Source organism: Campylobacter sp. IFREMER_LSEM_CL1846 (assembly GCF_025772105.1).
Classification (GTDB): Bacteria; Campylobacterota; Campylobacteria; order Campylobacterales; family Campylobacteraceae; genus Campylobacter_D; species Campylobacter_D lari_D.
In genome coordinates, this window is the sequence record NZ_JAKMRM010000006.1 from 41,103 (window position 1) to 63,095 (window position 21,993).

At 29.2% G+C, this 21,993-nt stretch carries 25 protein-coding genes; 16 read left to right on the forward strand and 9 right to left on the reverse strand.

All coding sequences use genetic code 11. From position 1 onward, the window contains the following. Window positions 1-26 precede the first annotated feature (26 nt). Genes abc-f through L8W40_RS04190 form a run of 7 tightly spaced genes read left to right on the forward strand, consistent with a single transcriptional unit; the run spans window position 27 to window position 6,766 of the window. Complete coding sequence (gene abc-f, locus L8W40_RS04160; RefSeq protein ID WP_263664737.1) at window positions 27-1,964, forward strand: ribosomal protection-like ABC-F family protein; 1,938 nt, start codon at window positions 27-29, stop codon at window positions 1,962-1,964. A 53-nt stretch (window positions 1,965-2,017) separates the two neighbouring features. Next, on the forward strand, window positions 2,018-3,205 hold the full coding sequence (locus tag L8W40_RS04165; protein ID WP_263664738.1) for a M48 family metallopeptidase: 1,188 nt from the start codon (window positions 2,018-2,020) through the stop codon (window positions 3,203-3,205). Beyond that, window positions 3,205-4,005: a HemK/PrmC family methyltransferase gene (locus L8W40_RS04170; RefSeq protein WP_263664770.1), complete on the forward strand. Its 801-nt coding sequence runs from the start codon at window positions 3,205-3,207 to the stop codon at window positions 4,003-4,005. Before L8W40_RS04165 ends, L8W40_RS04170 begins: the two co-directional genes overlap by 1 nt. Before the next feature lie 30 nt (window positions 4,006-4,035). Then, complete coding sequence (locus tag L8W40_RS04175) at window positions 4,036-4,503, forward strand: DUF4149 domain-containing protein (RefSeq protein ID WP_263662163.1); 468 nt, start codon at window positions 4,036-4,038, stop codon at window positions 4,501-4,503. Between the two features lie 33 nt (window positions 4,504-4,536). After that, the gene (locus L8W40_RS04180; protein ID WP_263664739.1) at window positions 4,537-5,286 is read left to right on the forward strand and encodes a flagellin; all 750 of its coding nucleotides are present in this window, start codon (window positions 4,537-4,539) and stop codon (window positions 5,284-5,286) included. A 38-nt stretch (window positions 5,287-5,324) separates the two neighbouring features. Then, window positions 5,325-6,200 carry a tRNA 5-methoxyuridine(34)/uridine 5-oxyacetic acid(34) synthase CmoB gene (gene cmoB, locus L8W40_RS04185; protein WP_263664740.1) on the forward strand — a complete coding sequence of 292 codons (876 nt, stop codon included), beginning with the start codon at window positions 5,325-5,327 and terminating at the stop codon, window positions 6,198-6,200. Window positions 6,201-6,202: 2 nt separating this feature from the next. Continuing rightward, entirely contained in the window at window positions 6,203-6,766 is a 564-nt protein-coding gene (locus tag L8W40_RS04190) for a hypothetical protein (protein WP_133319302.1), read from the forward strand. On the opposite strand, the gene L8W40_RS04195 is transcribed toward L8W40_RS04190, so the two are convergent. Together L8W40_RS04195 and L8W40_RS04200 are read right to left on the reverse strand one after the other, a co-directional pair. After that, window positions 6,746-6,931, reverse strand: coding sequence for a hypothetical protein (locus L8W40_RS04195; RefSeq protein ID WP_263659349.1), 186 nt, complete (start codon window positions 6,929-6,931; stop codon window positions 6,746-6,748). The two genes, L8W40_RS04190 and L8W40_RS04195, sit on opposite strands and share 21 nt — an antisense overlap. Window positions 6,932-6,939: 8 nt before the next feature. Next, entirely contained in the window at window positions 6,940-7,464 is a 525-nt protein-coding gene (locus L8W40_RS04200; protein ID WP_133319304.1) for a thermonuclease family protein, read from the reverse strand. 53 nt (window positions 7,465-7,517) lie between these two features. Between L8W40_RS04200 and L8W40_RS04205 the strand changes: the two genes are divergently transcribed. After that, window positions 7,518-8,786: a M20/M25/M40 family metallo-hydrolase gene (locus L8W40_RS04205; RefSeq protein WP_263664741.1), complete on the forward strand. Its 1,269-nt coding sequence runs from the start codon at window positions 7,518-7,520 to the stop codon at window positions 8,784-8,786. A 134-nt stretch (window positions 8,787-8,920) separates the two neighbouring features. After that, window positions 8,921-10,315 carry an anaerobic C4-dicarboxylate transporter gene (locus L8W40_RS04210; protein ID WP_133319306.1) on the forward strand — a complete coding sequence of 465 codons (1,395 nt, stop codon included), beginning with the start codon at window positions 8,921-8,923 and terminating at the stop codon, window positions 10,313-10,315. A gap of 35 nt (window positions 10,316-10,350) precedes the next feature. Here L8W40_RS04210 and L8W40_RS04215 read toward each other — a convergent pair whose 3' ends face one another. The 4 genes from L8W40_RS04215 to L8W40_RS04230 all read right to left on the reverse strand — a co-directional run bounded on the left by L8W40_RS04215 (window position 10,351) and on the right by L8W40_RS04230 (window position 14,489). Then, entirely contained in the window at window positions 10,351-12,207 is a 1,857-nt protein-coding gene (locus L8W40_RS04215; protein ID WP_263664742.1) for an aryl-sulfate sulfotransferase, read from the reverse strand. A gap of 21 nt (window positions 12,208-12,228) precedes the next feature. Beyond that, a complete protein-coding gene (gene dsbI / locus L8W40_RS04220; protein WP_263664743.1) occupies window positions 12,229-12,966 on the reverse strand; it encodes a protein-disulfide oxidoreductase DsbI in 738 nt (245 codons plus the stop codon). Between the two features lie 13 nt (window positions 12,967-12,979). Continuing rightward, window positions 12,980-13,642: a thiol:disulfide interchange protein DsbA/DsbL gene (locus L8W40_RS04225; protein ID WP_220566743.1), complete on the reverse strand. Its 663-nt coding sequence runs from the start codon at window positions 13,640-13,642 to the stop codon at window positions 12,980-12,982. Window positions 13,643-13,838: 196 nt separating this feature from the next. Further along, entirely contained in the window at window positions 13,839-14,489 is a 651-nt protein-coding gene (locus L8W40_RS04230; protein WP_263664744.1) for a thiol:disulfide interchange protein DsbA/DsbL, read from the reverse strand. 174 nt (window positions 14,490-14,663) lie between these two features. On the opposite strand from L8W40_RS04230, the gene L8W40_RS04235 reads away from it, so the two are divergent. Further along, complete coding sequence (locus L8W40_RS04235) at window positions 14,664-15,044, forward strand: YbgC/FadM family acyl-CoA thioesterase (protein WP_263664745.1); 381 nt, start codon at window positions 14,664-14,666, stop codon at window positions 15,042-15,044. On the opposite strand, the gene L8W40_RS04240 is transcribed toward L8W40_RS04235, so the two are convergent. Genes L8W40_RS04240 through L8W40_RS04250 form a run of 3 tightly spaced genes read right to left on the reverse strand, consistent with a single transcriptional unit; the run spans window position 15,022 to window position 17,320 of the window. Then, on the reverse strand, window positions 15,022-16,239 hold the full coding sequence (locus L8W40_RS04240; RefSeq protein ID WP_133319310.1) for a hypothetical protein: 1,218 nt from the start codon (window positions 16,237-16,239) through the stop codon (window positions 15,022-15,024). The genes L8W40_RS04235 and L8W40_RS04240 overlap by 23 nt on opposite strands. Beyond that, window positions 16,236-16,847 carry a uracil-DNA glycosylase family protein gene (locus tag L8W40_RS04245; protein WP_263664746.1) on the reverse strand — a complete coding sequence of 204 codons (612 nt, stop codon included), beginning with the start codon at window positions 16,845-16,847 and terminating at the stop codon, window positions 16,236-16,238. The genes L8W40_RS04240 and L8W40_RS04245 overlap by 4 nt, the downstream gene beginning before the upstream one ends. Next, window positions 16,847-17,320: a GNAT family N-acetyltransferase gene (locus L8W40_RS04250; protein ID WP_263664771.1), complete on the reverse strand. Its 474-nt coding sequence runs from the start codon at window positions 17,318-17,320 to the stop codon at window positions 16,847-16,849. The genes L8W40_RS04245 and L8W40_RS04250 overlap by 1 nt, the downstream gene beginning before the upstream one ends. Before the next feature lie 142 nt (window positions 17,321-17,462). On the opposite strand from L8W40_RS04250, the gene rpmH reads away from it, so the two are divergent. Genes rpmH through mnmE form a run of 6 tightly spaced genes read left to right on the forward strand, consistent with a single transcriptional unit; the run spans window position 17,463 to window position 21,992 of the window. Beyond that, on the forward strand, window positions 17,463-17,597 hold the full coding sequence (gene rpmH, locus L8W40_RS04255; protein WP_012661270.1) for a 50S ribosomal protein L34: 135 nt from the start codon (window positions 17,463-17,465) through the stop codon (window positions 17,595-17,597). Then, a complete protein-coding gene (gene rnpA / locus L8W40_RS04260; RefSeq protein WP_082018444.1) occupies window positions 17,594-17,920 on the forward strand; it encodes a ribonuclease P protein component in 327 nt (108 codons plus the stop codon). Before rpmH ends, rnpA begins: the two co-directional genes overlap by 4 nt. Then, complete coding sequence (yidD, locus tag L8W40_RS04265; protein WP_039664776.1) at window positions 17,908-18,291, forward strand: membrane protein insertion efficiency factor YidD; 384 nt, start codon at window positions 17,908-17,910, stop codon at window positions 18,289-18,291. The genes rnpA and yidD overlap by 13 nt, the downstream gene beginning before the upstream one ends. Further along, the gene (gene yidC, locus L8W40_RS04270) at window positions 18,255-19,838 is read left to right on the forward strand and encodes a membrane protein insertase YidC (RefSeq protein WP_263662157.1); all 1,584 of its coding nucleotides are present in this window, start codon (window positions 18,255-18,257) and stop codon (window positions 19,836-19,838) included. Before yidD ends, yidC begins: the two co-directional genes overlap by 37 nt. Beyond that, entirely contained in the window at window positions 19,822-20,667 is an 846-nt protein-coding gene (locus tag L8W40_RS04275) for a Jag N-terminal domain-containing protein (RefSeq protein ID WP_263664747.1), read from the forward strand. Before yidC ends, L8W40_RS04275 begins: the two co-directional genes overlap by 17 nt. Then, complete coding sequence (gene mnmE, locus L8W40_RS04280) at window positions 20,664-21,992, forward strand: tRNA uridine-5-carboxymethylaminomethyl(34) synthesis GTPase MnmE (RefSeq protein WP_263664748.1); 1,329 nt, start codon at window positions 20,664-20,666, stop codon at window positions 21,990-21,992. The genes L8W40_RS04275 and mnmE overlap by 4 nt, the downstream gene beginning before the upstream one ends. The last annotated feature ends 1 nt before the right edge of the window (window position 21,993 follow it).

The window sequence follows — 21,993 nt, forward strand, 5'->3', positions numbered from 1 at the left end:
TCGTAAAAAACATTTGGGAAAGAAATTTGGCTTTAATAGATTTAATCGACGCAAATAAGAAATTTAATACAAAAATAGTTTTAGAAAATGCAAATTTTAGTGCAAATTTAGGAGAAAAAATCGCTATTATAGGCAAAAATGGCGAAGGAAAATCAAGCTTTTTAAAAACCCTTATGGGGACTTTAAAATTAGATAGCGGTAGAGTAATTAAACAAAATAACACTAGTATAGATATGCTAAGCCAACAAGTAAGCTTTGAAAGCACCTTAAGCGTAAGCGAAGCCATCAAAAAAGAACTTGAAGAAATTTACCAAGCCTTGAAAGAATTTGAAAGCTATAATGAAAAACTAGCTTTTGATCCTGAAAATAAAGAATATTTAAAAAAAGTAGATGAATTAAGTTTATTTATAGATTCAAAAGACGCATGGAATTTAGACCAAAAAATACAAAGAATATTAGAAGAATTTAAACTATTAGAATACAAAGACAGAACACTTTGCTCTTTAAGTGGGGGCGAAATAAGACGCGTAGGGCTTTGCACACTTTTGCTAAAAAATCCTGATATATTATTGCTTGATGAACCAACTAATCATCTAGATGTATATATGAGTAACTTTTTAGAAGAAAGACTGAAAGCTTCTAAAATGTGTGTTATTTTCATCTCTCATGATAGGTATTTTATCGATGCTATAGCGCAAAAATGCGTAGAAATAGAAGCGGGAAAATTAAGCATTTTTGAGGGTGGATATACGCAATATCTAGAAAAAAAAGCAGCTATTTTAGCTTCCTTAGCTAAAAGCCATGAAACCTTGCTTAAGCAATTAAAAAGTGAGGAAGAATGGCTAAGAAGAGGAGTCAAAGCTAGGCTTAAACGCAACGAAGGACGCAAAGAACGCATTTTTAAAATGCGTGAAGAAGCTAAGAAAAACCCAGGAGCTATCAAACGCTTACAACTTGAAATCAAAAGAGCAAGTAAAAATTTTAACCAAACTCAAAGCCAAAACCGCAAAAAAATGCTTTTTGAACTTAAAAATATCTCAAAGTCTATTGCCAACAAGACACTTTTTAAAGACTTTAATGCACGAATTTTACAAGGTGAACGCATAGCCATAGTAGGTAAAAATGGCTGTGGGAAATCTACTTTCTTAAAGATTTTACTTGATCAAATTCCGCTTGATAGCGGAGAGATTAAAAGAGGTGAAGTTAAAATAGGCTATTTTGATCAAAGCAGAAGTTTATTAAACACTGATAAAAAACTTTTAGAAATTTTTTGCCCAAATGGTGGCGATCACATTCAAGTGCGTGGTAAAAATATGCATGTTTATGGGTATTTAAAACAATTTTTATTTCCAAAAGAATTTTTAGAGCAAAGCGTGAGTGTGCTAAGTGGGGGTGAGAAAAACAGAGTTGCTCTAGCCTTGCTTTTTACCAAAGAATATGATGTATTAATCTTAGATGAACCAACAAATGATTTAGACATAGCTACGATTAATATCTTAGAAGAATACTTACTTTCTTTTGAAGGCGCGATTTTGCTTGTCTCACATGATAGATATTTTGTCGATAAAATAGCAACTAAACTTTATGCTTTTGAAGATAATGCAAATATTAATATAGAAGTTCTTTCTTATAGTGAATATTTAGAAAATGAAAAAGAATACAAAGACTTTGAAGAATTTTCTAAAAGCTTAGAAACAAACACCACCGCAAGTGTAAAAACAAAAGAAAAATCGAGTAAAAAACTAAGCTATAAAGAAAATGAAATTTTAAACTCATATCCTGATAAAATTCATAAATTAGAAGAAGAAATAAAAGAAATCAAAAATGCTCTAAGTAATCCTACAATCTATCAAAAACTAGGTATAAACACCCTTTATGAAAAGCTAAATTCATTAGAAAATGAACTTAGTATTTTAGAAGAAGCTTATTTTGAGGTTTTAGAAAAAAATGAAAGTACTGATTAACTTTATATATTTTAAATAAGATAAAATTACTCAAATTTATTTAAGGAAAAACTATGACTTTGATAACTATTTTATGTATTTATACAGCTTTTTTGATTTTTATATCTTATATGCAAATTTCTTTTTTAAAAAAAGAAAGAGAAAAACAAGCAATTATTTTAAATGAACAAGATTATAAAAATACTGCAAATATCGCCATAGAAAATGAAAAATACAAAATCTTTTCTAATCTTTATAATCTGATGATTAACATTTCTTGGATTAGCTTTGGCTTTTTGTATTTAAAAGAAATTTTTATAAAAGAAAATTCTACTTTAGAAAATACTTTATTTTTGCTTGCATTTTTATTGATTATTAGTATTTTAAATTTACCACTTAGCTATTATGAAAGCTTTATAAAAGATAAAAAACACGGCTTTTCAAATATGACTTTAGCACTTTTTGTTAAAGATAGCATTAAATCTTTAGCTCTAATGCTTGTTTTTGGCTTTTTAATCATCTATGCCTTAGTATTTTGCTTTGAATTTTTTAACACATACTGGTGGGTAGTGGCTTTTGCTCTAAGCTTTATAATTATACTTATTATAAATCTCATCTACCCTACACTTATTGCACCTATGTTTAACAAAATGAAAAGACTTGAAGATAAAAATTTATTAGAAAAAATCACTAATTTAATGCAAAAATGTGGCTTTAGTGCAAATGGTGTTTATGTTATCGATGCAAGCAAAAGAGATAAAAGATTAAATGCTTATTTTGGTGGCTTATTTAAAAGTAAAAGAGTAGTACTTTTTGATACACTTTTAAATGCTTTAAAAGAAAAAGAACTCATTGCTGTTTTGGGTCATGAGCTAGGACATTTTGTGCATAAAGATTTACTAAAAATGTTATTTGCTAGCGCTTTGATGCTTTTTGCTTTATTTTTCATCTTTGCACATTTACCAAGCTTTTTTTATATTGAAAGTCATTTAGATGGGGTTAATGCTGGAGTTTTTGCACTTTTATTGATTTTTGGAAATATTTTTACTTTTATTATTTCTCCACTGCTTAATAAAATGAGTCAAAAAAATGAATTTAATGCTGACTTACACGGAGCAAAACTAAGCTCTAAAGAAGATATGAAAAATGCTCTCATAGCTTTAGCAAAAGAAAACAAAGCCTTTGTTAAAACAAGTAAAATTTATACTTTCTTTCATCTAAGTCATCCTTGTATTTATGATAGAATCAAAGCTTTGCAATGATTTCAATCAAACAAGCTTTAAAGCAAGCTTACGCAAAAGATCCTACTCACAAAGAATATATACTTTTTATTCTTTGTGAACTTTTGCAAAAAGATAAAGCTTGGATTTTTTTAAATCCTGAATTTCAAATTGATGAAAAAGTTTTTTTAGAATATGTAGATAGATTTTTAAATGGTGAGCCTTTTGAGTATTTATTTCAAAAAACACAATTTTATGGTTTTGATTTTTTTACTAAAAAAGGGGTTTTGATACCGCGTTTTGATAGTGAAATATTACTTGAAAGATGTTTAGAAATTTTAGATCATAACTCTTTTAAAAATATACTTGAAATTGGCTTTGGAAGTGGAATTTTAAGTATTTGCTTAGCAAAGTTAAAACAAATTTTTATACAAGCTTGTGATATCAATCCAAAAGCATTAGAGCTTGCTAAAAAAAATGCAGATTTTCATAATGTTTCAAATTTAATCAATTTTCAACTTTGTGATTTTAAAAATATACAAGGAAATTTTGACTTTATTTTTTCTAATCCTCCTTACATAAAAAATGACTATCCTTTAGATAAATGGGTTCAAAACGAACCACACAATGCTTTATTTGGTGGAGATAAAGGTTGGGAAATTTTACATGAAATTATTCTTTTTGCCAAAAATCACAACACAAAAGTCTTAGCATGTGAGTTTGGCTATGATCAAAAAACAATTTTAAATAAAATTTTAAAAGAAAATGATTTCAAGGCTACTTTTTATCAAGATTATAATGGATTTGATAGAGCCTTTGTTGCATGGAATTTAAAAAATTAGACTATAATTATCTTTATTATAGGAGAAAATATGAAATCAATATATTTATTTTTACTAGCAAGCTTAATTGGGATTGAAATTAGCATAGGTGTGTTTTTAGCTCCGACTATATTTTATCCTGCTAAATTCATAGGTGAAGGGGTTTTAACTCATTTTCAAAGTGGGCTTTTAATGACACACATTTTTGTGCAATTTGGCTATGTTTTGTTAGGTGTGAGTGTTTTTTCTATTTTAATAGAAATTTTTTCATTTAAAGACAAAAATTTAACTTTTAAAATAAATTTTTCAAAATTTATGCTTTCTTTGATCATTTTGGCACTAAGTTTGCTTTTTGTATTTTACTTCACTGCTTATGTTTTAGAAGCACAAAGTTTAGGAGAAGAAGCAACTAAAACTCAAGAATTTATAAAAATTCATGGTGCAAGTGAAGTTGTGATGAAAATTATCATGTTATCACAAGTAATTTTGTTTTTCTTAAATTTTAAAACAAAAAAATGATATAATAAAATAAGTCTTTAAAAGGAGTCAAAGATGAAAATAGGCGATATAGGAACAACTCAACAAAATCACTACTTAAATCAAACTCAAAAAAGCCAAGAAAAAGCTTTAGAAAACATAGCTGCAATCCGTGCTATAGATGGGAGCGATGGAGCAAATTTAGCCATAGCTGATTCTTTAAGAAGTCAATATAGCACTATAGATCAAGGTATTTTAAATGCCTATGATTCCATAGGAGTTTTACAAATTGCTGATTCAACTTTAAATAACATTTCAGCTACTGCAGATAAACTTAATGAACTTTCAGTGCGCTCAAACAATGCTGCTTTAAATGACAGACAAAAAAGTATGCTAAATTCTGAAGCAAGCAAACTTGTAACTTCAATCAATGATGCTTTTTCTAATGCGACTTTTAATGGAAAAAATGTATTTCAGAGTATGGATTTTGTTGTTGGTACTGGGGTTGAAAGTATTAATTTAAATCAACCAAGCACAGCAAATTTAAGCCTTGAAAATCAAGACGGAATTCGTGATTTTCAAGATCAAGTAGGTTCTTTACGCGCAGATATTGGTGCTGGAATTAACGCTATCCATTCTAATATCAACTCATCTTTGCAAACTAGTATTAACACTAAAGAAGCTGAAAGCAAATTACAAAATAATGACTTAGCTCAAAATATCAATGATTTTAATGCAAATTACCTAAAAGAAAATGCATTTTTATTTGCAAATGCACATTCAAATGTAATGCTACAAACTAAACTAGCAAGCCTACTTCAATAATAAAAACTCCCAAATAAGGGAGTTTTTCAAGGAAAAATATGCAAAATAATGCTTTATTTAAGCAAGTTTTAAAACATCCTTTATATGAAAAAATTCAAAAACTTAGTGGAAAAATTCAAAATTCAAATTACCTTATAAATGAAAGTTTTGATATTTTTTGTGATAAAAGTTTAGATGATGAGATCAAGAATATCACTTTAGAATTAAAACCTTGGCGTAAAGGACCTTTTAAAATTAATGATTTATTTATAGATACAGAATGGCAAAGTTTTATCAAATTTAATATTTTAAAGCCTTATATGCAAGAAATAAAAGGCAAAATAGTAGCAGATATTGGTTGCAACAATGGTTATTATATGTTTAAAATGCTTGAATTTAATCCTTCAAAGCTCATTGGTTTTGATCCTTCTATTAAGTATTATTTGCAATTTTTACTTTTAAACTCCATTGCAAAAACTCCTATACAATATGAGCTTTTAGGCGTAGCTGATGTACCAAATTATGGCATAAAATTTGATGTGATTTTTTGTCTTGGAGTGATTTATCATCGTAGTGATCCTATAGCCATGCTAAAACAACTCAAACAATCTTTAAATAAAGACGGCATAGTCTTTTTAGACACTATGTATATAGAAGATGAAAGAGAAATAGCACTTATTCCTCAAAAAACTTACTCAAAAATACCAAATATTTTTTTCATTCCGTCGATATTAGGTTTAAGAAATTGGTGTTATAGAGCTGGATTTAGTGAATTTGAAGTTATAACAACTAAACAAACTGATTTTGAAGAACAAAGAAAAACACAATGGATTGATTCTTATTCTTTAGATCAATTTTTAGATAAAAATGATTCAAATTTAACTTGCGAAGGTTATGAAGCACCAAAAAGAGTTTATGTTAAATTAAAGGTGTAAAAATGGCAAGAACAGTAAGTGCTGTTACTATAGAAGAATTAATAGACCCAGAAGAGTTAAATCGTATCAAATCAGAACTTATCACTTGTCCAGGGATAAACAATACTTTAGCAGGAAGTATTTCTCATATAGAAAAAAATTTCGCCAAAGGTATTTTAATCACAACCCATGATATGGCAGTAGATGAACTAGGATTAGTGCATAGTGGCTTTGTATTTAATGCAGCAAATTACATAGCACAAGCTGCAATTAATAAAGAATTTAGCGTCTTAATAGGCTCAAGAAGCTTTTTTTATGCTCCTTTAAAAGTGGGAGATATTTTAAATCTTGAAGCGAGTGCTTTATTTAGCGATGACTCAAGAAAAAGAGAGGTTAAAGTAGCTGGTTTTGTAAATGAGATTAAAATTTTTGACGCATCTTTTCAAGTTATTACTACAGATGATCATATATTTAAACTTAAACAAAATCAAGCCGCTACAAATAATAATCAAAATCAGCAAGAAACAACTAAACAAGAATCAATGCAAGAAGAACTTAATGCAGTCTTAAAAGGAATCGGGGGTTAAAGGTAAATCCACCCAATTCTTTGGACATTCCTTATGATAAGTCCCGCTTGCATCATAATATTCTTTACAATCATCATAAAAGCGATTTGAAACCCCTCTTTCATTTACAAAACAACCGCTAAAAAATAATGCTAAAAATCCAAACAATAATATTTTTTTAAACATCTTATATCCTATTTTAATCTTATTTGTTTACGCCATTTATAAGGCTCTATAGGATTTTCACTTTCCCATAATCCTTTTTTATTTATCTTGGCATAATTTTGCTCATTTATATACAAATCACTATAATGCTCATATGCCCAAGCAAAACCATTTTTAACCATAACTTGATTAATATCTTTATCATTTAAATATACAATGGCTAAAATTCTACCATATTTATCCTCATCTTTTACATTTAAAACTACTTCTTTATTTAATACAATAGCTTTTAGAAATTGCGTAGCCATCTTTCCATAAGCTTGATCACTCTCAGGTGCATCTATACCAAAAAGTCTGATTTTAAGTTTTTCATTTTCGAATTTAGCCTCAATAGTATCTCCATCTACTACACGACTTACTTTAGCATTGATATATGAACCACTATCATAGTTTAAAACATAAGCAAAAGCAACTAAAAAAAGTGCGATTAAAAATTTCTTCGGATCTTTTAATAAGTTTATAAATAATTTAATTTGTTTCCTAGAAAATTTCATTTAAACCTCATCTATATAAAAATATGCCATAATTACAATAAAAAGGAGAATTTATGCAAGAAATTATACAAAATTTTAAACAAATTGCTCAAATACCTCATTGTAGTTTCAAAACCGAAGAATTGAAAAATTTTCTCATTGATTTTGCTAAAAGTCAAAATTGCCAAGTAAGCGTTGATGAAGCAGGTAATATCCACGCACACAAAGGAAATCCTAAAATTTGTTTACAAAGTCATTATGATATGGTTTGCATGGGAGAAGCTCCAAATATACAAATATATGAAGAAAACGGATATTTAAAGGCTAAAAATTCAAGCTTAGGTGCAGATAATGGCATAGGAGTATCACTAATGATGCAAGCTTTAAAAGATTTTGAAAATATAGAATGTCTTTTTACCAATGATGAAGAAGTTGGACTTTGTGGAGCAAACAATCTCACCCATACTTTAATCTCAAGCAAGCTTTTAAATTTAGACCACGAAAGCGATGATGAAGTTGTTATAGGTTGTGCTGGCGGGGTAGATATTTTTGCTAGTTTAAACTTAGAAATAGATGAAAAAGAAGAAGATTGTTATGAGATAGAAGCAATTGATTTTAAAGGTGGGCACTCGGGAATCGATATTGTTAAAAATATTAAATCTTCTATTAAAGAAGTGAGCTATTTTATCACTCAAAATCAAGGAGAACTTTGCGAATTTAAAGCGGGTGAAAGAATAAATTCTATACCAAAACATGCTAAAGTTATAGCATTTTTTAAAAATCCTCCAAAAGAAAATGATCATTTTAAAGTAAATTATATAGGTAAAATCAAAAGAACATATTATAAAAATTCTCAAGTTATTTTAAATCTCATTAATGCTTTTGCACAAGGAGTTAGAACTTTTAATCATCAATTAAATTTAGTTCAAACAAGCATCAATCTTTCACTAGCTTATGAAAAAGATAGCAAATTTCATTTTGAGCTTTTTGCAAGATCTAATGATTTACAAGAACTTAAAAACATAGAATTTGAAACCTTAACTTATTTTAAGATGCAAAACTGCGAAGTTTCAAGTGCAAATTTTTATCCACCGTGGGCTAATAAAGATACTAAATTTGGAGAAGAAATTCTAAGTTATTTTAAAAAAGAAAACCCAAACGCCAAGCTTTACACTATACATGCTGGTTTAGAATGTGGTATTATAAGTGAAAAACAACCTTTAGAATGTTGCTCAATAGGACCAAATATCCATAGCCCTCACTCAACAGATGAAAAATGTGAAATAGCTTCTATTGAAAAAATCAGTAAAATTCTTTATACAATCTTAAAATATTATCAATAAATATAAAATAACCAATATTTTGATAAATAAATTCAAAATATTGGTAAATATTTATTTAAATAATAAAAAATTTTATTTACTATTAATAAAACTTGGATTATACTCTCACATATTTCAAAAAATAAGGAGAGAGTATGGAAATACTAACTAGCCTTAGCGAAGGTGTTCAATTTAGTATTCAACTAATTGTTGTTCTTATTTGTCTTTTTTATGGGGCAAAAAAAGGCGGTATCGCTCTAGGCTTATTAGGCGGTATAGGTTTATTAGTTTTAAGTTTTGGTTTTGCTGTAGCACCTGGAAAACCTTCTATTGATGTTATGCTTACCATTTTAGCTGTTGTTGTTGCTAGTGCAACTTTGCAAGCTAGTGGTGGCTTGGATGTAATGTTGCAAATTGCAGAAAAAGTTCTAAGAAAAAATCCTAAATTCTTAACTATTTTGGCGCCATTTGTAACTTGCATTCTTACCATGCTTTGTGGAACTGGGCATGTTGTCTATACTATGATGCCTATTATTTATGACATTGCTATTAAAAATGGTATTCGCCCAGAAAGACCAATGGCTGCTTCTAGTATTTCTTCACAACTTGGTATTATCGCAAGTCCTGTTTCAGTTGCAGTTGTAAGCTTAACAGCCCTACTTTTAAATCCAGAAATTAATAAACATCCTTTAGCAGGATTTGATGGCTATGTAGATTTACTTGCTATTACTATACCTTCTACCTTAGTAGGTGTTTTGGCTATAGGAATTTTTTCTTGGTTTAGGGGAAAAGATCTTGATAAAGATGAGGATTTTCAAGCTAAGATTAAAAATCCAGAGCAAAGAGAATATATCTATGGCGATAGTAAAACTCTTCTTGGACAAAAACTTCCAACTATCCAATGGGTAGCTATGTGGATTTTCCTAGGTGCTATTGCTATAGTAGCTATACTTGGAGCTTTTCCAGAGCTTAGACCACAATTTACCTCAAAAGGCGTTACCAAACCTATGAATATGGTAGCAACTATTCAAATGTTTATGCTTTTAGCAGGTGCAGCGCTAATCATTTTTACCAAACTTGATGCAAGCAAAATTGCAAAAAATGAAATTTTTAAATCCGGTATGATAGCCTTAGTAGCTGTTTTTGGAATTTCTTGGATGGCAGATACAATGTTTGCAGTGCATACTCCTATGATGAAAGAATCTTTAGGTAATATCGTTATAGAACATCCTTGGACTTATGCTATTATGCTTTTACTTATTTCTAAATTTGTTAATTCTCAAGCAGCAGCAATTGCAGCTTTTGTGCCACTTGCACTAGGAATTGGTGTTGAACCAGGTATTATCATTGCTTTTGCAGCAGCTTGCTATGGATACTACATTTTACCAACTTATCCAAGCGATCTTGCAACTATACAATTTGATAGATCAGGTACTACAAAAATAGGTAAATTTGTTATCAATCATAGCTTTATCTTACCAGGATTAATTGGTGTGATTGTTTCTTGTATAGTAGGTTATTTTTTAGCTTTAGGGGCAGGATATTTATAAAAATTAAAAGGGCTTTAAAAAAGCCCTTTTTTTTCTTATTTAAATGCTTTTTCTAAATCAATAGGCATAGCTTGATAACCAGTACTTGCTCCGCTAAAGCGAATTTGTACTGAAGGTTCTTTAGCTCCCCATTTAAATTCATCTATTTCAGGTTTTGGCTCACCTACAGCAGCACCTTTGCTTAAGTCAAATGACATTCCAGCAGTAGCACTATAAACCATGATGGAATTTTTATCTTTATGGTATTCTGCTAAAGAAGTGACAGGTGAAAACCATTCATTACCTCTTTGCTTTCCGTATTCCCAAATTTGTTCTACGGTTTTATTTTTTTGATCTATTTTATACACAACTGCTCTTGAGTATTTCATTGAAGTAAAAGCAGGTTGCTCTATACCTCTTGCATCGCCATTATCAAAAGCTGTGATATAAATATATCTTTTGTCAGATTTTTCATCTATTCTAAAAGCAGTATGCTGCGTCCATGTAAAATCAAAACCACCTTCTTCGTTTTCATATCCTGGACATTTGCTATACTCATCTTCACAAACTATCTTTTTGCCATTTTTATCAACAGGTTGCAAAAGTGTTTTTTTATATTTTTCTCCCCATCCTTTGTGTGCTCCTAATATCCATTTTACTTTTTTATCGCGTCCTATTTTTATAATAGCACTTTGATGACGACTTGAAATAATAATACTATCATCACTTGGATCATAATCTACGCTATTTACATGAGCCCAGTTACGCCCTACTCCAGTGCCTGCTATATCGCCAAAAGAATCACTTGCATCCATTTTAGCTAAATCCTCATCACTTAAAGTAACCCCTGCTTTACTCGCATCAATATTTAAACAAACAGCACCTTGATCTAATGCTTTGATTACATTTGCTCTATATGGATCTAAAATTTCAAACAATCTCCACTCATCTACTACATTACCATTTTTATCAACTTCTACTATCACATCGCGCACTGAACGCACATTTTTACCATCAGGACGCTTAACATTGGCAGAAGCCACCCTTAAAAGATAATTTCCATTTTGCATATTATCCATAGAATGAGAAAAATCTATATAAGAAGAAGGTAAAAGACGATTGAAAATTTCTCTACCCATTAAATCATATTTAACATATCTTTGTCCAAAACCCCAAGTTAAAGCCCCATCAGTATTTTGCCTAAATCCCATCATAATACCACGGTTGTAAATATTATTCCAATCCATTAATTTATCATTGTCAAAATACCAACGAATTTCACCTTTTGTATCAATGATAAATGCATTTGAATTCTCATCCCATTCCATTGCACCACCTGCTGGGTTATTCCAAACAGATTGAGAGCCTTTTCCACTTTGTTTCCCTGGAGCATTATTAACCAAATACAACCTATCTTCAAAACCTTTATCTACTTTAATCACTTCTACTTTTTCAAAAGGCACACCTCTTTGCATAATACTTCCACTTGGCTCTATATTAACTCCACCAGTTGCTATTTTATATACCTCATCTACTACTTTTTCACTCTTTCCAAAAGCAGTTTTGGTATAACTTACTTTTACTGTATTAAAATATGATGGATAAAGTCCAAAAATAGGAATTCCTCCATAAGTTTTAATTTTACTAGGGCTAACCTTATAAGATATAGTTTGCCCATTTGGTTTTGGAACTATAGTTACGCTTACATCACTTAGTTTATATCCACCATCCATAATTACAGCACTAAGCGGAGATAGACCATAAGGATTCATCTTTACTGCGCCAATTTTGCCTTGAATTTCCCAATCAATTTTAGCACCACTAGGTCCACCCATAGCCAAAGAAACACTAGGCGCTACCATAACAACACTACCAGCAAGCAAAATACTACTTACAATTTTACTAATCTTCATTTTTTCTCCTTTTTTATATTATTAAGCTATTTGCACACTTGGCTCACCTAAAATTTTTAGCAAAACTACTAATATTAAAACAATCAAAGCATAAAATTTAGCCTTAGAATGTGAAAATGTATAAGAAACAAACATGCTTCCTAAAATCACCAAACAAACAACAAAAGCCAACAAACAACAAATCGCCATATTCATAAATTCCATACTAGGAATCAAATACCAACCATTACTATACAACCCATCTTCAAAATTTGGAGGATTTCCAACAAAAAATTTCTGAAAAGCATTTAAACTACCATAAACATCTTCAGGTACTACAGGTGTATCCATACCACACTCACCTGTTGGTAAAAACCATCCTGGTGCCCATTCATGCAATGGTAAATTAAAAGGATATATAGGAATTTCTCTACACCCATCAACACCAGCAAAAGGATTTTCTGAATGTACTACCTCATGGATATGATTAAGAGTAACACAATACTCTATACCAAGCCATATACCCCAAAATACAAAAGTATAAGCAAAAATTTTTAGATAATCATTTTTAGGATCTATCAAGGCTAAAATACCACCAAAAGCCATAGTTAACATAGCAAATCTAATATAAACACACTGCTCACAAGGCTCCATATAAAGGTATTCTTGAAACAAAAAGTGTGCTATAAAAGTTAAGCCTACCATAGCTATAACCATTATCAACCAAGGAACTCTTGTATTTTGCCAAGTAGTGATTTTACTAATAGGACAAGAACTCATAAAATACCTCAAATCACATCTTGCTTAATTCTTCTGTTATTTCCATCAAAGCTTGTGGAGATGTGATAGCTTGTGGTATGATTTGGTATTTACCATTTACTACAAATGCAGGCGTACCATAGTTTTTAGAGATATCATTAGCATATTCATAAGATTTTAAAATTTCACTAGCTTCAGGAGTTTTTAAAAAGTTATCTAAATCTTCTTTGCTTGCTGAAATTGCTTTTAATCCTACTTCATAAAACGCTTCAGGATTGGCTCCATTTCCCCATCTTTGTTTTTTCTTAAAATAAGCATTAAAATATGCTTCAGAAGCTTTATGAGTTAAACTATTTTTATCGCTTTGACTTACTTTATTTTGCTCATCTTTAAAAGCAGCAAAAGCAAAAATTTCATTAGCTTGCTTACCATAATCACCCATAGAGCTAACAGGATAAAATTTATAAGTTAATTGTGGTAATTTTTCTTTGACTTTTGACATGGTATTAAACTTATGATGATCATAACAATGTGTGCAACGATAAGAAAATACTTCTATTAAAGAATTTTGAGCATTTGGGATAGGTGTTTTTAAAACCACATACTCTTTACCCTCACTAAGTGCATTTGCACTCACACCAAGAACAAAAGCAGCTGCCGCCATTGCTTTTGACAAATTATTTAAGTTGAATTTCATTTTATTTCTCCTATTTGTATTTTATATATAATAAATATTTGCAATTTATTATAAACATGCTTAAGTTATATTAATATAACTTAAATATTAATTAAACAATAAGAAAAAATTTCAAAATGAAAATATAATTATTAAAAAAATAAAAAATAATAATACTTTATCACAAAAATTACAAAAAGTAATGCTTAAAAAAGCATTACTTGGTAGAAAGTTCTTTAACTATACGGATTAGTTCTTCTAAAGAAGTGATATACTCAGGATTGATTTGATATTTGCCATTTACTACAAAAGCAGGCGTGCCATAATTTCTTGAAATTTCATTAGCTACATTATAAGCAACTAAAAGCTCTTTGGCTTCTTTAGTTTGTAAAATTTTTTGCAATTCTTCTTTACTAGCACCAATGGCATTTAAACCTATTTTATAAAACAAATCAAGATTATTTAAATTTAATTTTTTTTCAAAATGACTTACAAAATACACATCAGCAAGCTTATAAGTAAGACTTTTTTCACTAGTAACATCTAAACCTAAAGCTTTTTCTTTAAAAGAAGCTAAAGCAAACATCTCATTTAAAGCACCACCGTACTCGAGCATAGAACTTACCGAGAAAAGATCATATTTTAAATTTGGTAAAGCTTGTTTAACTTTTGCTAGAGTGTGAAATTGATGATGATTATAGCAATGAATACAACGATAAGAAAATACCTCTATTAGAGAATTTTGTGCATTTGGGATAGGTGTTTTTAAAGTAATATACTCTTTACCCTCACTAAGTGCATTTGCACTCACACTAAAAACAAAAGCCATAATAGCTAGCAATTTAAACATTTTTTGCAAAACTTGCATGATTTTCCTTTTTTCAATGATATAAAATACAATTTTAACATAAGATATAAAATCAAGAATATTTTATGCTTTTCTTATGACATTTTAAGTAGAATTTCAACAAATTTATCAATAAAAAAAGTTGATTGTAAGCGATATTTTCCGATCAATATATAATAAAATAAAAGGTCTAAAATGCAAATACGAATTTATTATGAAGATACCGATGCAGGTGGAGTGGTATACCATAGCAACTACTTAAAATTTTGCGAAAGAGCAAGAAGTGAGATATTTTTTCAAAAAAATGCAAAAATTTTTGATAAAAATACAGGACATTTTCTACTTACAAAAGCAAATTGTAACTTTTTAAAACCCGCTAAACTTGGAGATCTTATAGAAGTAAAAACATTTATCACAAAGCTTAAAAAAGCCTCAGTTTGTATAAAACAAGAGATTTATAAAGAAAATACCAAGCTTTTTGAAGCTGAATTTACCCTAGCTTTTTTAAAAAATGAAAAAGTAACCCCTATAGATGAGACTATAACTAAGGTTTTTACTGATCTTGCAAAGGAGTAAAACCTAAGCCTTGCGAGCGAATGATTTTAACCTTATAGTCAAATTGATTATCATTTAAACCCTCATCAAAAATTCTTTGAGAATCTTTATCTAAAAACTGCGTATAAAAATAATCAAGGCCCACGCTAGTTGCATAAGCTATCCAGTTGTAATTAATATTTTGCGAAAAAAGCTCATTAAGATAGCTTAGAGTTTGATCCTCATTAGAAATGGAATTTGCTAGCAAAAGTTTTTTTCTATCATTAATTTGCGTTAAACTTAGCAAAATAGGATTATAATTAATCTGGGTTGATAATAATACAAAAGGCTCTATATCATAAGTTCTTATTTGTGAGCTTATGAGTGCTGTTTTAATCAAAGAAGTATTTAAAATAATACTAGAATCTTGAAAACTTCTATTTTGATTTAAAATGCTTCTAAAATCAAATTTAGAACTATTAATAGTATAAATTTTCTCACTACCATTCCCTGCGTTTAAAACGTTTTCATCTAAGCGATTTGCCAAAGGTGTTCCATCTGAAAAAATAATATTTTTACCATTGGAGTATTCCAAAAGTTTTTGGATTTGTTTTTGATAGTCTATACTTCCAAAATACACATTTTCATTTTGCGTATCAAAATTTCTTTTATGTGCAGTAGGAATAAAAACTTTTACATTAGAATCAAGGCTTTCTTTTAATAAATTTTTCACACCTTTATCTGTAAAACCTGCGATAATATAATTAAATTTCTCATCTTGAGCTTGTTTAAAAGCTTTAGTTATCTTGCTCTCATCTTCTGTACCTATTAAAAACACCTTTACTTTTATTTGCGCTCTTTGTCTTAATAAATACGCTATGCTTGAATTTATAATAGTATTAGAATAACTTTTAATCGTTTGCTCAGGTATAATAATAGCTAGTTTTATACTAGCATTTTTTTGAATTCTTTTTTCAAAATCTATAATAGAATTTAAAAGTTTGGTATAGATATTGACTAAAAGCTCATTTGCATTATCATTATTAAATCTTGATAAAAAATTAAAATAAAGTCCTGTTTCCAACAAAGTAAATAAACAATCATTATCACAATTTTGAAATTCTAAATTAGGATAAAAAGACTCACTAGGTTCTATGGGCGATGGTTTTTGCTCTTTCGCAAAGACATTTAAAGTTAAAACAAAACTCATCATCAAACAAACTAAACTTTTTCTCATAAATAACCTTTTATTTTTTTAATATCTTCTATAAATTCAGTATAAAAGCTAGGATTTTTACTCAAAAAATTCAAATCATAACTTGGCAAAAGTAAGGCATTATTATAATACATACATTGTCCTTTATATTTTTGAAAATTCTCAAAACCCAAACTTGCAAAAGCTTCTTGGCCAAGACATAAAATAATCTTTGCTTTTATAAAATCAAGCTCGTTATAAAAATACGGCAAGCATAATTTTAATGCTTGATCGTCTATTTTAAAATTACTAAAACATTTAAACATATAAGAAAAATATATCTCATCATCTTTTAAATTTAAAAGCTCCTTGCATAATTTCAAAAGTTCTTGTTTATTTTTAGAAGCAAAAAACTTTCCACTTTCATTCTCTTCCTTGTCAATAAAGGCCTGATAAATCAAAATTTTAGCATTTTTGGCTTCTTTTTCCATTAAACTATGCTTTCTTAGTCTAGAAAAATGACAAAGATTGCAGGTTTTTACCCTTTCGTTTAATTCTTTAAAACTTAAATTAAAATGCTTAATTTGTTTTTGCTCGTTAAAATATTCATAACCAAAAGCTTTTAAATAATACAAATTACGCTTATTCATTACATCAATGCTTCTAAATTTTCACCCTCTAAACGATAAGTTCTCCACTCATTCATATGCTTTGCATTTAATTTAGTATAAAACTCAATCCCTAAATCATTATCGTTCAAACATACCCATTCTAATCTTTTAAGATTTTTTTCTTTACAAATTTGTGCTAAATATTCAAAAACAGCTTTTGCATAGCCTTTTTTTCTATATTTTGCTTGTATATAAATATCTTCTAGATATAACCCACCTAAACCCCAAAAAGACGAAAAAGTAAAATAATACATTGCATAACCTATGATTTTACCATCAACTTTTAAACTTAAAGCCTTAGCATATTTATTTTCAAAAAAAGATTCTTCAAGTTCTTTAGTTGTGCATTTTACATCTTCAAGCATATTTTCATGGATAGCAAGCTCTTTAATTAATTCTAAAATTTTTTCTAAATCTTCTTTTTTACTCTCACAAATTTCAAAACTCATGATTTTTCCTTAAAATACATAAAAATAAAACAAAAAATTTAGCAAAAACTTTTAAAATAACTCTTAATTAAAAGCAGATTTAAGTAAGATTTTGATAAAATACACGCTTATTATTTTGTTTTTTATTTTAAGTTAAGGAAAGAATATGAAAAGAACATATCAACCACACAAAACTCCTAAAAAAAGAACTCATGGCTTCCGCGTGCGTATGAAAAGCAAAAATGGTCGTAAGGTAATCAATGCTAGACGCGCTAAAGGTAGAAAAAGATTAGCGGTATAAAAGATTTTCTAAGTATTAACGACTTAGGAGAGTTTGCAACAATTTATAAAGAAGGTAAAAAGTGGCACTGTGAAGGTGTAATCATCTTTTATACTTTAAGTAAAGAAAAAAAATTTGCTGTTGTTGCTAGTAAAAAAGTTGGAAAAGCTGTCGTTAGAAATAGAGCCAAAAGGCTCTTAAGATCAGCTTTTTTTCAGGTTAAAAATCAAGTCGAAAACGGGAAATACATACTTGTAGCTAAGACAAGTATTACTGAAATTCCTTTTTTAAAATTAGAAAAAAACTTGAAATGGGGTTTGAAAAAAATAGGATGTATAAAATAGCTTGTTTAAAACTTATTAGATTTTACCAGCTCTTTATCAGCCCTTTTAAGCCACAATGCTGCAGGTATTATCCAAGTTGTTCTGAATATGCCTTATGGCAATTTAAAAAAAATAATATTTTTAAAGCATTTGGTGCAGTTTTTTTAAGAATTTTAAAATGCAATCCGTTTTTTAAAGGTGGTATTGATTATCCTAAAATACGCAAGAATACTCTAAACTCAGGTGTATGTTTTAAACCTAGTTTTAATGCTTTAAAACAACTCAATTATTTTTATATCCCTTGCAATGATAATCAATTTTTTTTAATTAAGATTATATTTCCAAAGGACAATCCGTGTCAGAAAATTTATCCCAGCAAAAACGCATATTAATTGCCGTTGTATTATCATTTTTATTTTTTGTAGTTTATGATTATTTTTTTATCCCAAAAGCACCACAAAATGAGCAAAATATCACTCATATAGAACAAAACAATTCAGCTCCACAAACTACAACCGCAAATACAAATACACAAGCTCCAAAGACAGAACTTAGTGTTAATCAAAAAGAAGAAATAGCAGTTGTTAAAAGTGAACATTTTGAAGCACATATTGACTCTTTAGGTAGAATAGCTAAATTTTATCTAAGCGATGAAAAATATAAAGATGAAAATGGTAAAAGCATTAATCTAGTAGATACTTCTTTATCACCTTTGCCACTAGAAATAAGATTTAGTGATGCAAAGATAAATCAAGAGGCATTCAATACAGTATATACAGCTAGTCAAAAAACTATCAATGTAAATGATGAAAATACAACATTAATTCTTACTCAAAATTTAAATGATCTAATAATAACTAAAAAAATCACTTTTCACAAATATGGAAATTATGATTTAGAAGTAAATCTAAGCAAAGATACAGCTTATTTTATCACTCCAGGTTATCGTCCAAATATAGCAGTTGATAGTTATACAGTACATGGGGTTTTAATCTTAGATAAAGATGATAAAATAACAATGTTAGAAGATGGTGATGTAGAAAACGATGAAAGTTTTTCTAATGTAACCCTTATGGCAGCTTCAGATCGCTATTATAGTGCTTTCTTTTATAATTTCGAAAAACCTTTAAATGCAGTAGTTACTAAAGATAATCACGAAAATTCTATCGTTTTTGCAAGTGCAACTAACAATTTTAAAGCAACCGGATATATAGGTTCAAAAGAGCATGAAATTTTAAGAAGCATTCATGCGGATTTAGATGATGTGGTAGAATATGGTTGGTTTACTTTTATAGCTAAACCTATGTTTGAATTTTTAAATTTCTTACATGGTTATTTGGGTAATTGGGGTTGGGCTATCGTAGTGATGACTTTAATTGTGCGTATTATTCTTTTCCCACTTACTTACAAATCAATGATTTCTATGAATAAACTCAAAGATTTAGCACCAAAAATGAAAGAAATTAGAGAACGCTACAAAGGTGATCCACAAAAAATGAATTTACATATGATGGAACTTTATAAAAAACATGGTGCAAACCCAATGAGCGGATGTTTACCTATACTCATTCAAATTCCAATTTTCTTTGCAATTTATAGAGTTTTACTAAATGCCATAGAACTTAAAGCTGCACCTTGGGCTTTTTGGATTACAGATTTATCTGTGATGGATCCATGGTTTATTTTACCTATATTTATGGGTCTAACTATGTTTATCCAGCAACTTATTACACCAATGGCTATACAAGATCCTATGCAAGAAAAGATTATGAAATTCTTACCATTAATTTTCACTTTCTTTTTCTTAACATTCCCAGCAGGTTTAACTTTGTATTGGTGTGTAAATAATATATGCTCACTTATCCAACAAGTAATTGTTAATAAGCTTTTCAAAAACCATAAAAAAGAGGAAATAGCTAAACATGAACATAGAAGCTAAAGACTTACAAACTGCACTCATAGAAGCCTCAAAACAACTTGAGTGCTCTGTGATTGACTTAGAATACGAAGTTATTCAACATGCTAAAGCAGGATTTTTTGGCCTTTTTAAAAAAAATGCGATAATCTGCATTAAAGGACATAAAAAAACTCAAAAAGTCCATAATGAAAAACCTAAAAAAATTCAAAATGAGAAATTTAACAAATATTCTCAAAAAAATTTTGAAAAAAAAGAATATAAAAAAGAATATAAAGAAAATTTTCAAAAACCAATTGAAAATATTGCTCAACCTAAAGAACATTACAAAGTAAAAAATGATGCTATTTTTGATTCTTTTCATAAGGAGTCTTCAGAAGAAAAAAACATTGTTTCTTATATTGATGAGATAAAAATTTCACTAGAAAATTTACTAGCAACTTTTGATTTTGATATTAAAGTTGTGCAAGTTAGCGTTTGGGATGAAACCTGTGTTTTAATTAAACTTGATGGAAAAGATGCAGCCTTGCTTATAGGCAAAGAAGCTCACAGATATAAAGCTTTTTCATATTTACTTTATAATTGGCTTAATGCTAAATATAAAATTCAACCAAGACTAGAAATAGCACAATTTTTGGAAAACCAAACCCAAGCTATTGATAGTTATTTAAAAATTCTCATAGAAAAAGTAGAGAACACTGGAAGAGTTCAAACAAAACCACTAGATGGAATTTGGCTAAAACTTGCTTTAGAAAAATTAAGAGAACGCTTTCCTGATAAGTATGTAGCTATCAAACAAAATGACGATCAAAGATATATCGTTGTGAATGATTTTTTGAAGAAAAATGAATGAATGACACGATAGCTGCTATTGCTACAGCTCACGGAGTGGGCTCTATAAGCATCATTAGAGTAAGTGGAAAAAAAGCTTTAGAACTTGCATTAAAAATTACCCACAAAAAAGAACTCGCACCACGCTATGCACACTTGTGCAAACTTTATAAAAACAATAATGACTTTTTAGACGAGGCTTTAGTAATTTATTTTAAAGCACCCTGCTCTTTTACAGGAGAAGATATTGTAGAATTTCAACTTCATGGTGGTTTTTCTTTGAGTGAAATTTTACTCGATGAGCTTGTTTTAGCAGGTGCGCGCCTTGCTAATCCTGGAGAATTTAGCAAAAGAGCTTGCTTAAATGGCAAAATGGATCTTTTAAAAGCTTTAAGCATACAAGATGCTATCATGTCAAAATCAACAAGTGCTGCAAATATCATAGCAAAAAATATTAAAGGTGATTTAAGTAAATTTTTAAACACCATTCGAATAGACCTTGTTCAAACTCTTGCTTTTGTAGAAACTAGCATTGACTATGCAGATGATGATTTACCGCAAGATCTACTTGATCAAATCATTACTATGTGTGAAAGAAATTCAAAACTTTTAAGCGATATAGTAGATATTTCCTTAAGTAAAAAAGGTCTTATAGATGGCTTTAAAGTTGCTATTATAGGTAAGCCAAATGCCGGAAAAAGCTCATTGTTAAATTCGCTTTTAGCATTTAATAGAGCCATTGTTTCTGATATTGCAGGCACCACAAGAGATCGTATCGAGGAAAATTTAAAAATAGGCTCACATTTAATTAAAATCATCGACACAGCAGGTATAAGAAACGCAGATGATGAGATAGAAAAAATCGGAGTCAACTTAAGTTATGAAAGCATTAAAGAAGCAGATATCATTATAGCTGTTTTTGACGGATCTAAAGAATTTGAAGAAGAAGATAAACATATTTTACAAGCTTTAAAAGATTGTGATAAAAAAATCATTTATGTTTTAAATAAAAGCGATTTGGCTACCGAATTTAAACATGAAATTAGCACTTCTTGTATACGCATTTGCGCCCAAAAAAACACTCAAGCCATTAAGGAAAGTTTAAATGAATACTTAAATACTTTAGATGGCGATAGAATGCTAATTAGCAATACCTTAATACTCAATGCTTGTAAAAATGCTAGTGAAGCTATTTTGCGTGCAAGAGATTTATTAAAGGAAAGTTCTTTAGAACTTTTTGCTTTTGAATTAAATTTAGCCATAGGAGAAATAGCTCAATTTACCAAAAATTTTGAAAGAGATGAAATTTTAGATGCAATGTTTAGTAATTTTTGTTTAGGAAAATAAA

Excerpts from the sequence above, each read along its gene's own strand:
- L8W40_RS04165 (WP_263664738.1), top strand. The coding sequence starts at position 2,018 with ATGACTTTGATAACTATTTTATGTATTTATACAGCTTTTTTGATTTTT.
- L8W40_RS04175 (WP_263662163.1), top strand. The coding sequence starts at position 4,036 with ATGAAATCAATATATTTATTTTTACTAGCAAGCTTAATTGGGATTGAA.
- L8W40_RS04180 (WP_263664739.1), top strand. The coding sequence starts at position 4,537 with ATGAAAATAGGCGATATAGGAACAACTCAACAAAATCACTACTTAAAT.
- cmoB (WP_263664740.1), top strand. The coding sequence starts at position 5,325 with ATGCAAAATAATGCTTTATTTAAGCAAGTTTTAAAACATCCTTTATAT.
- L8W40_RS04190 (WP_133319302.1), top strand. The coding sequence starts at position 6,203 with ATGGCAAGAACAGTAAGTGCTGTTACTATAGAAGAATTAATAGACCCA.
- L8W40_RS04195 (WP_263659349.1), bottom strand. The coding sequence starts at position 6,931 with ATGTTTAAAAAAATATTATTGTTTGGATTTTTAGCATTATTTTTTAGC.
- L8W40_RS04200 (WP_133319304.1), bottom strand. The coding sequence starts at position 7,464 with ATGAAATTTTCTAGGAAACAAATTAAATTATTTATAAACTTATTAAAA.
- L8W40_RS04205 (WP_263664741.1), top strand. The coding sequence starts at position 7,518 with ATGCAAGAAATTATACAAAATTTTAAACAAATTGCTCAAATACCTCAT.
- L8W40_RS04210 (WP_133319306.1), top strand. The coding sequence starts at position 8,921 with ATGGAAATACTAACTAGCCTTAGCGAAGGTGTTCAATTTAGTATTCAA.
- L8W40_RS04215 (WP_263664742.1), bottom strand. The coding sequence starts at position 12,207 with ATGAAGATTAGTAAAATTGTAAGTAGTATTTTGCTTGCTGGTAGTGTT.
- dsbI (WP_263664743.1), bottom strand. The coding sequence starts at position 12,966 with ATGAGTTCTTGTCCTATTAGTAAAATCACTACTTGGCAAAATACAAGA.
- L8W40_RS04225 (WP_220566743.1), bottom strand. The coding sequence starts at position 13,642 with ATGAAATTCAACTTAAATAATTTGTCAAAAGCAATGGCGGCAGCTGCT.
- L8W40_RS04230 (WP_263664744.1), bottom strand. The coding sequence starts at position 14,489 with ATGCAAGTTTTGCAAAAAATGTTTAAATTGCTAGCTATTATGGCTTTT.
- L8W40_RS04235 (WP_263664745.1), top strand. The coding sequence starts at position 14,664 with ATGCAAATACGAATTTATTATGAAGATACCGATGCAGGTGGAGTGGTA.
- L8W40_RS04240 (WP_133319310.1), bottom strand. The coding sequence starts at position 16,239 with ATGAGAAAAAGTTTAGTTTGTTTGATGATGAGTTTTGTTTTAACTTTA.
- L8W40_RS04245 (WP_263664746.1), bottom strand. The coding sequence starts at position 16,847 with ATGAATAAGCGTAATTTGTATTATTTAAAAGCTTTTGGTTATGAATAT.
- rpmH (WP_012661270.1), top strand. The coding sequence starts at position 17,463 with ATGAAAAGAACATATCAACCACACAAAACTCCTAAAAAAAGAACTCAT.
- yidD (WP_039664776.1), top strand. The coding sequence starts at position 17,908 with ATGTATAAAATAGCTTGTTTAAAACTTATTAGATTTTACCAGCTCTTT.
- L8W40_RS04275 (WP_263664747.1), top strand. The coding sequence starts at position 19,822 with ATGAACATAGAAGCTAAAGACTTACAAACTGCACTCATAGAAGCCTCA.
- mnmE (WP_263664748.1), top strand. The coding sequence starts at position 20,664 with ATGAATGACACGATAGCTGCTATTGCTACAGCTCACGGAGTGGGCTCT.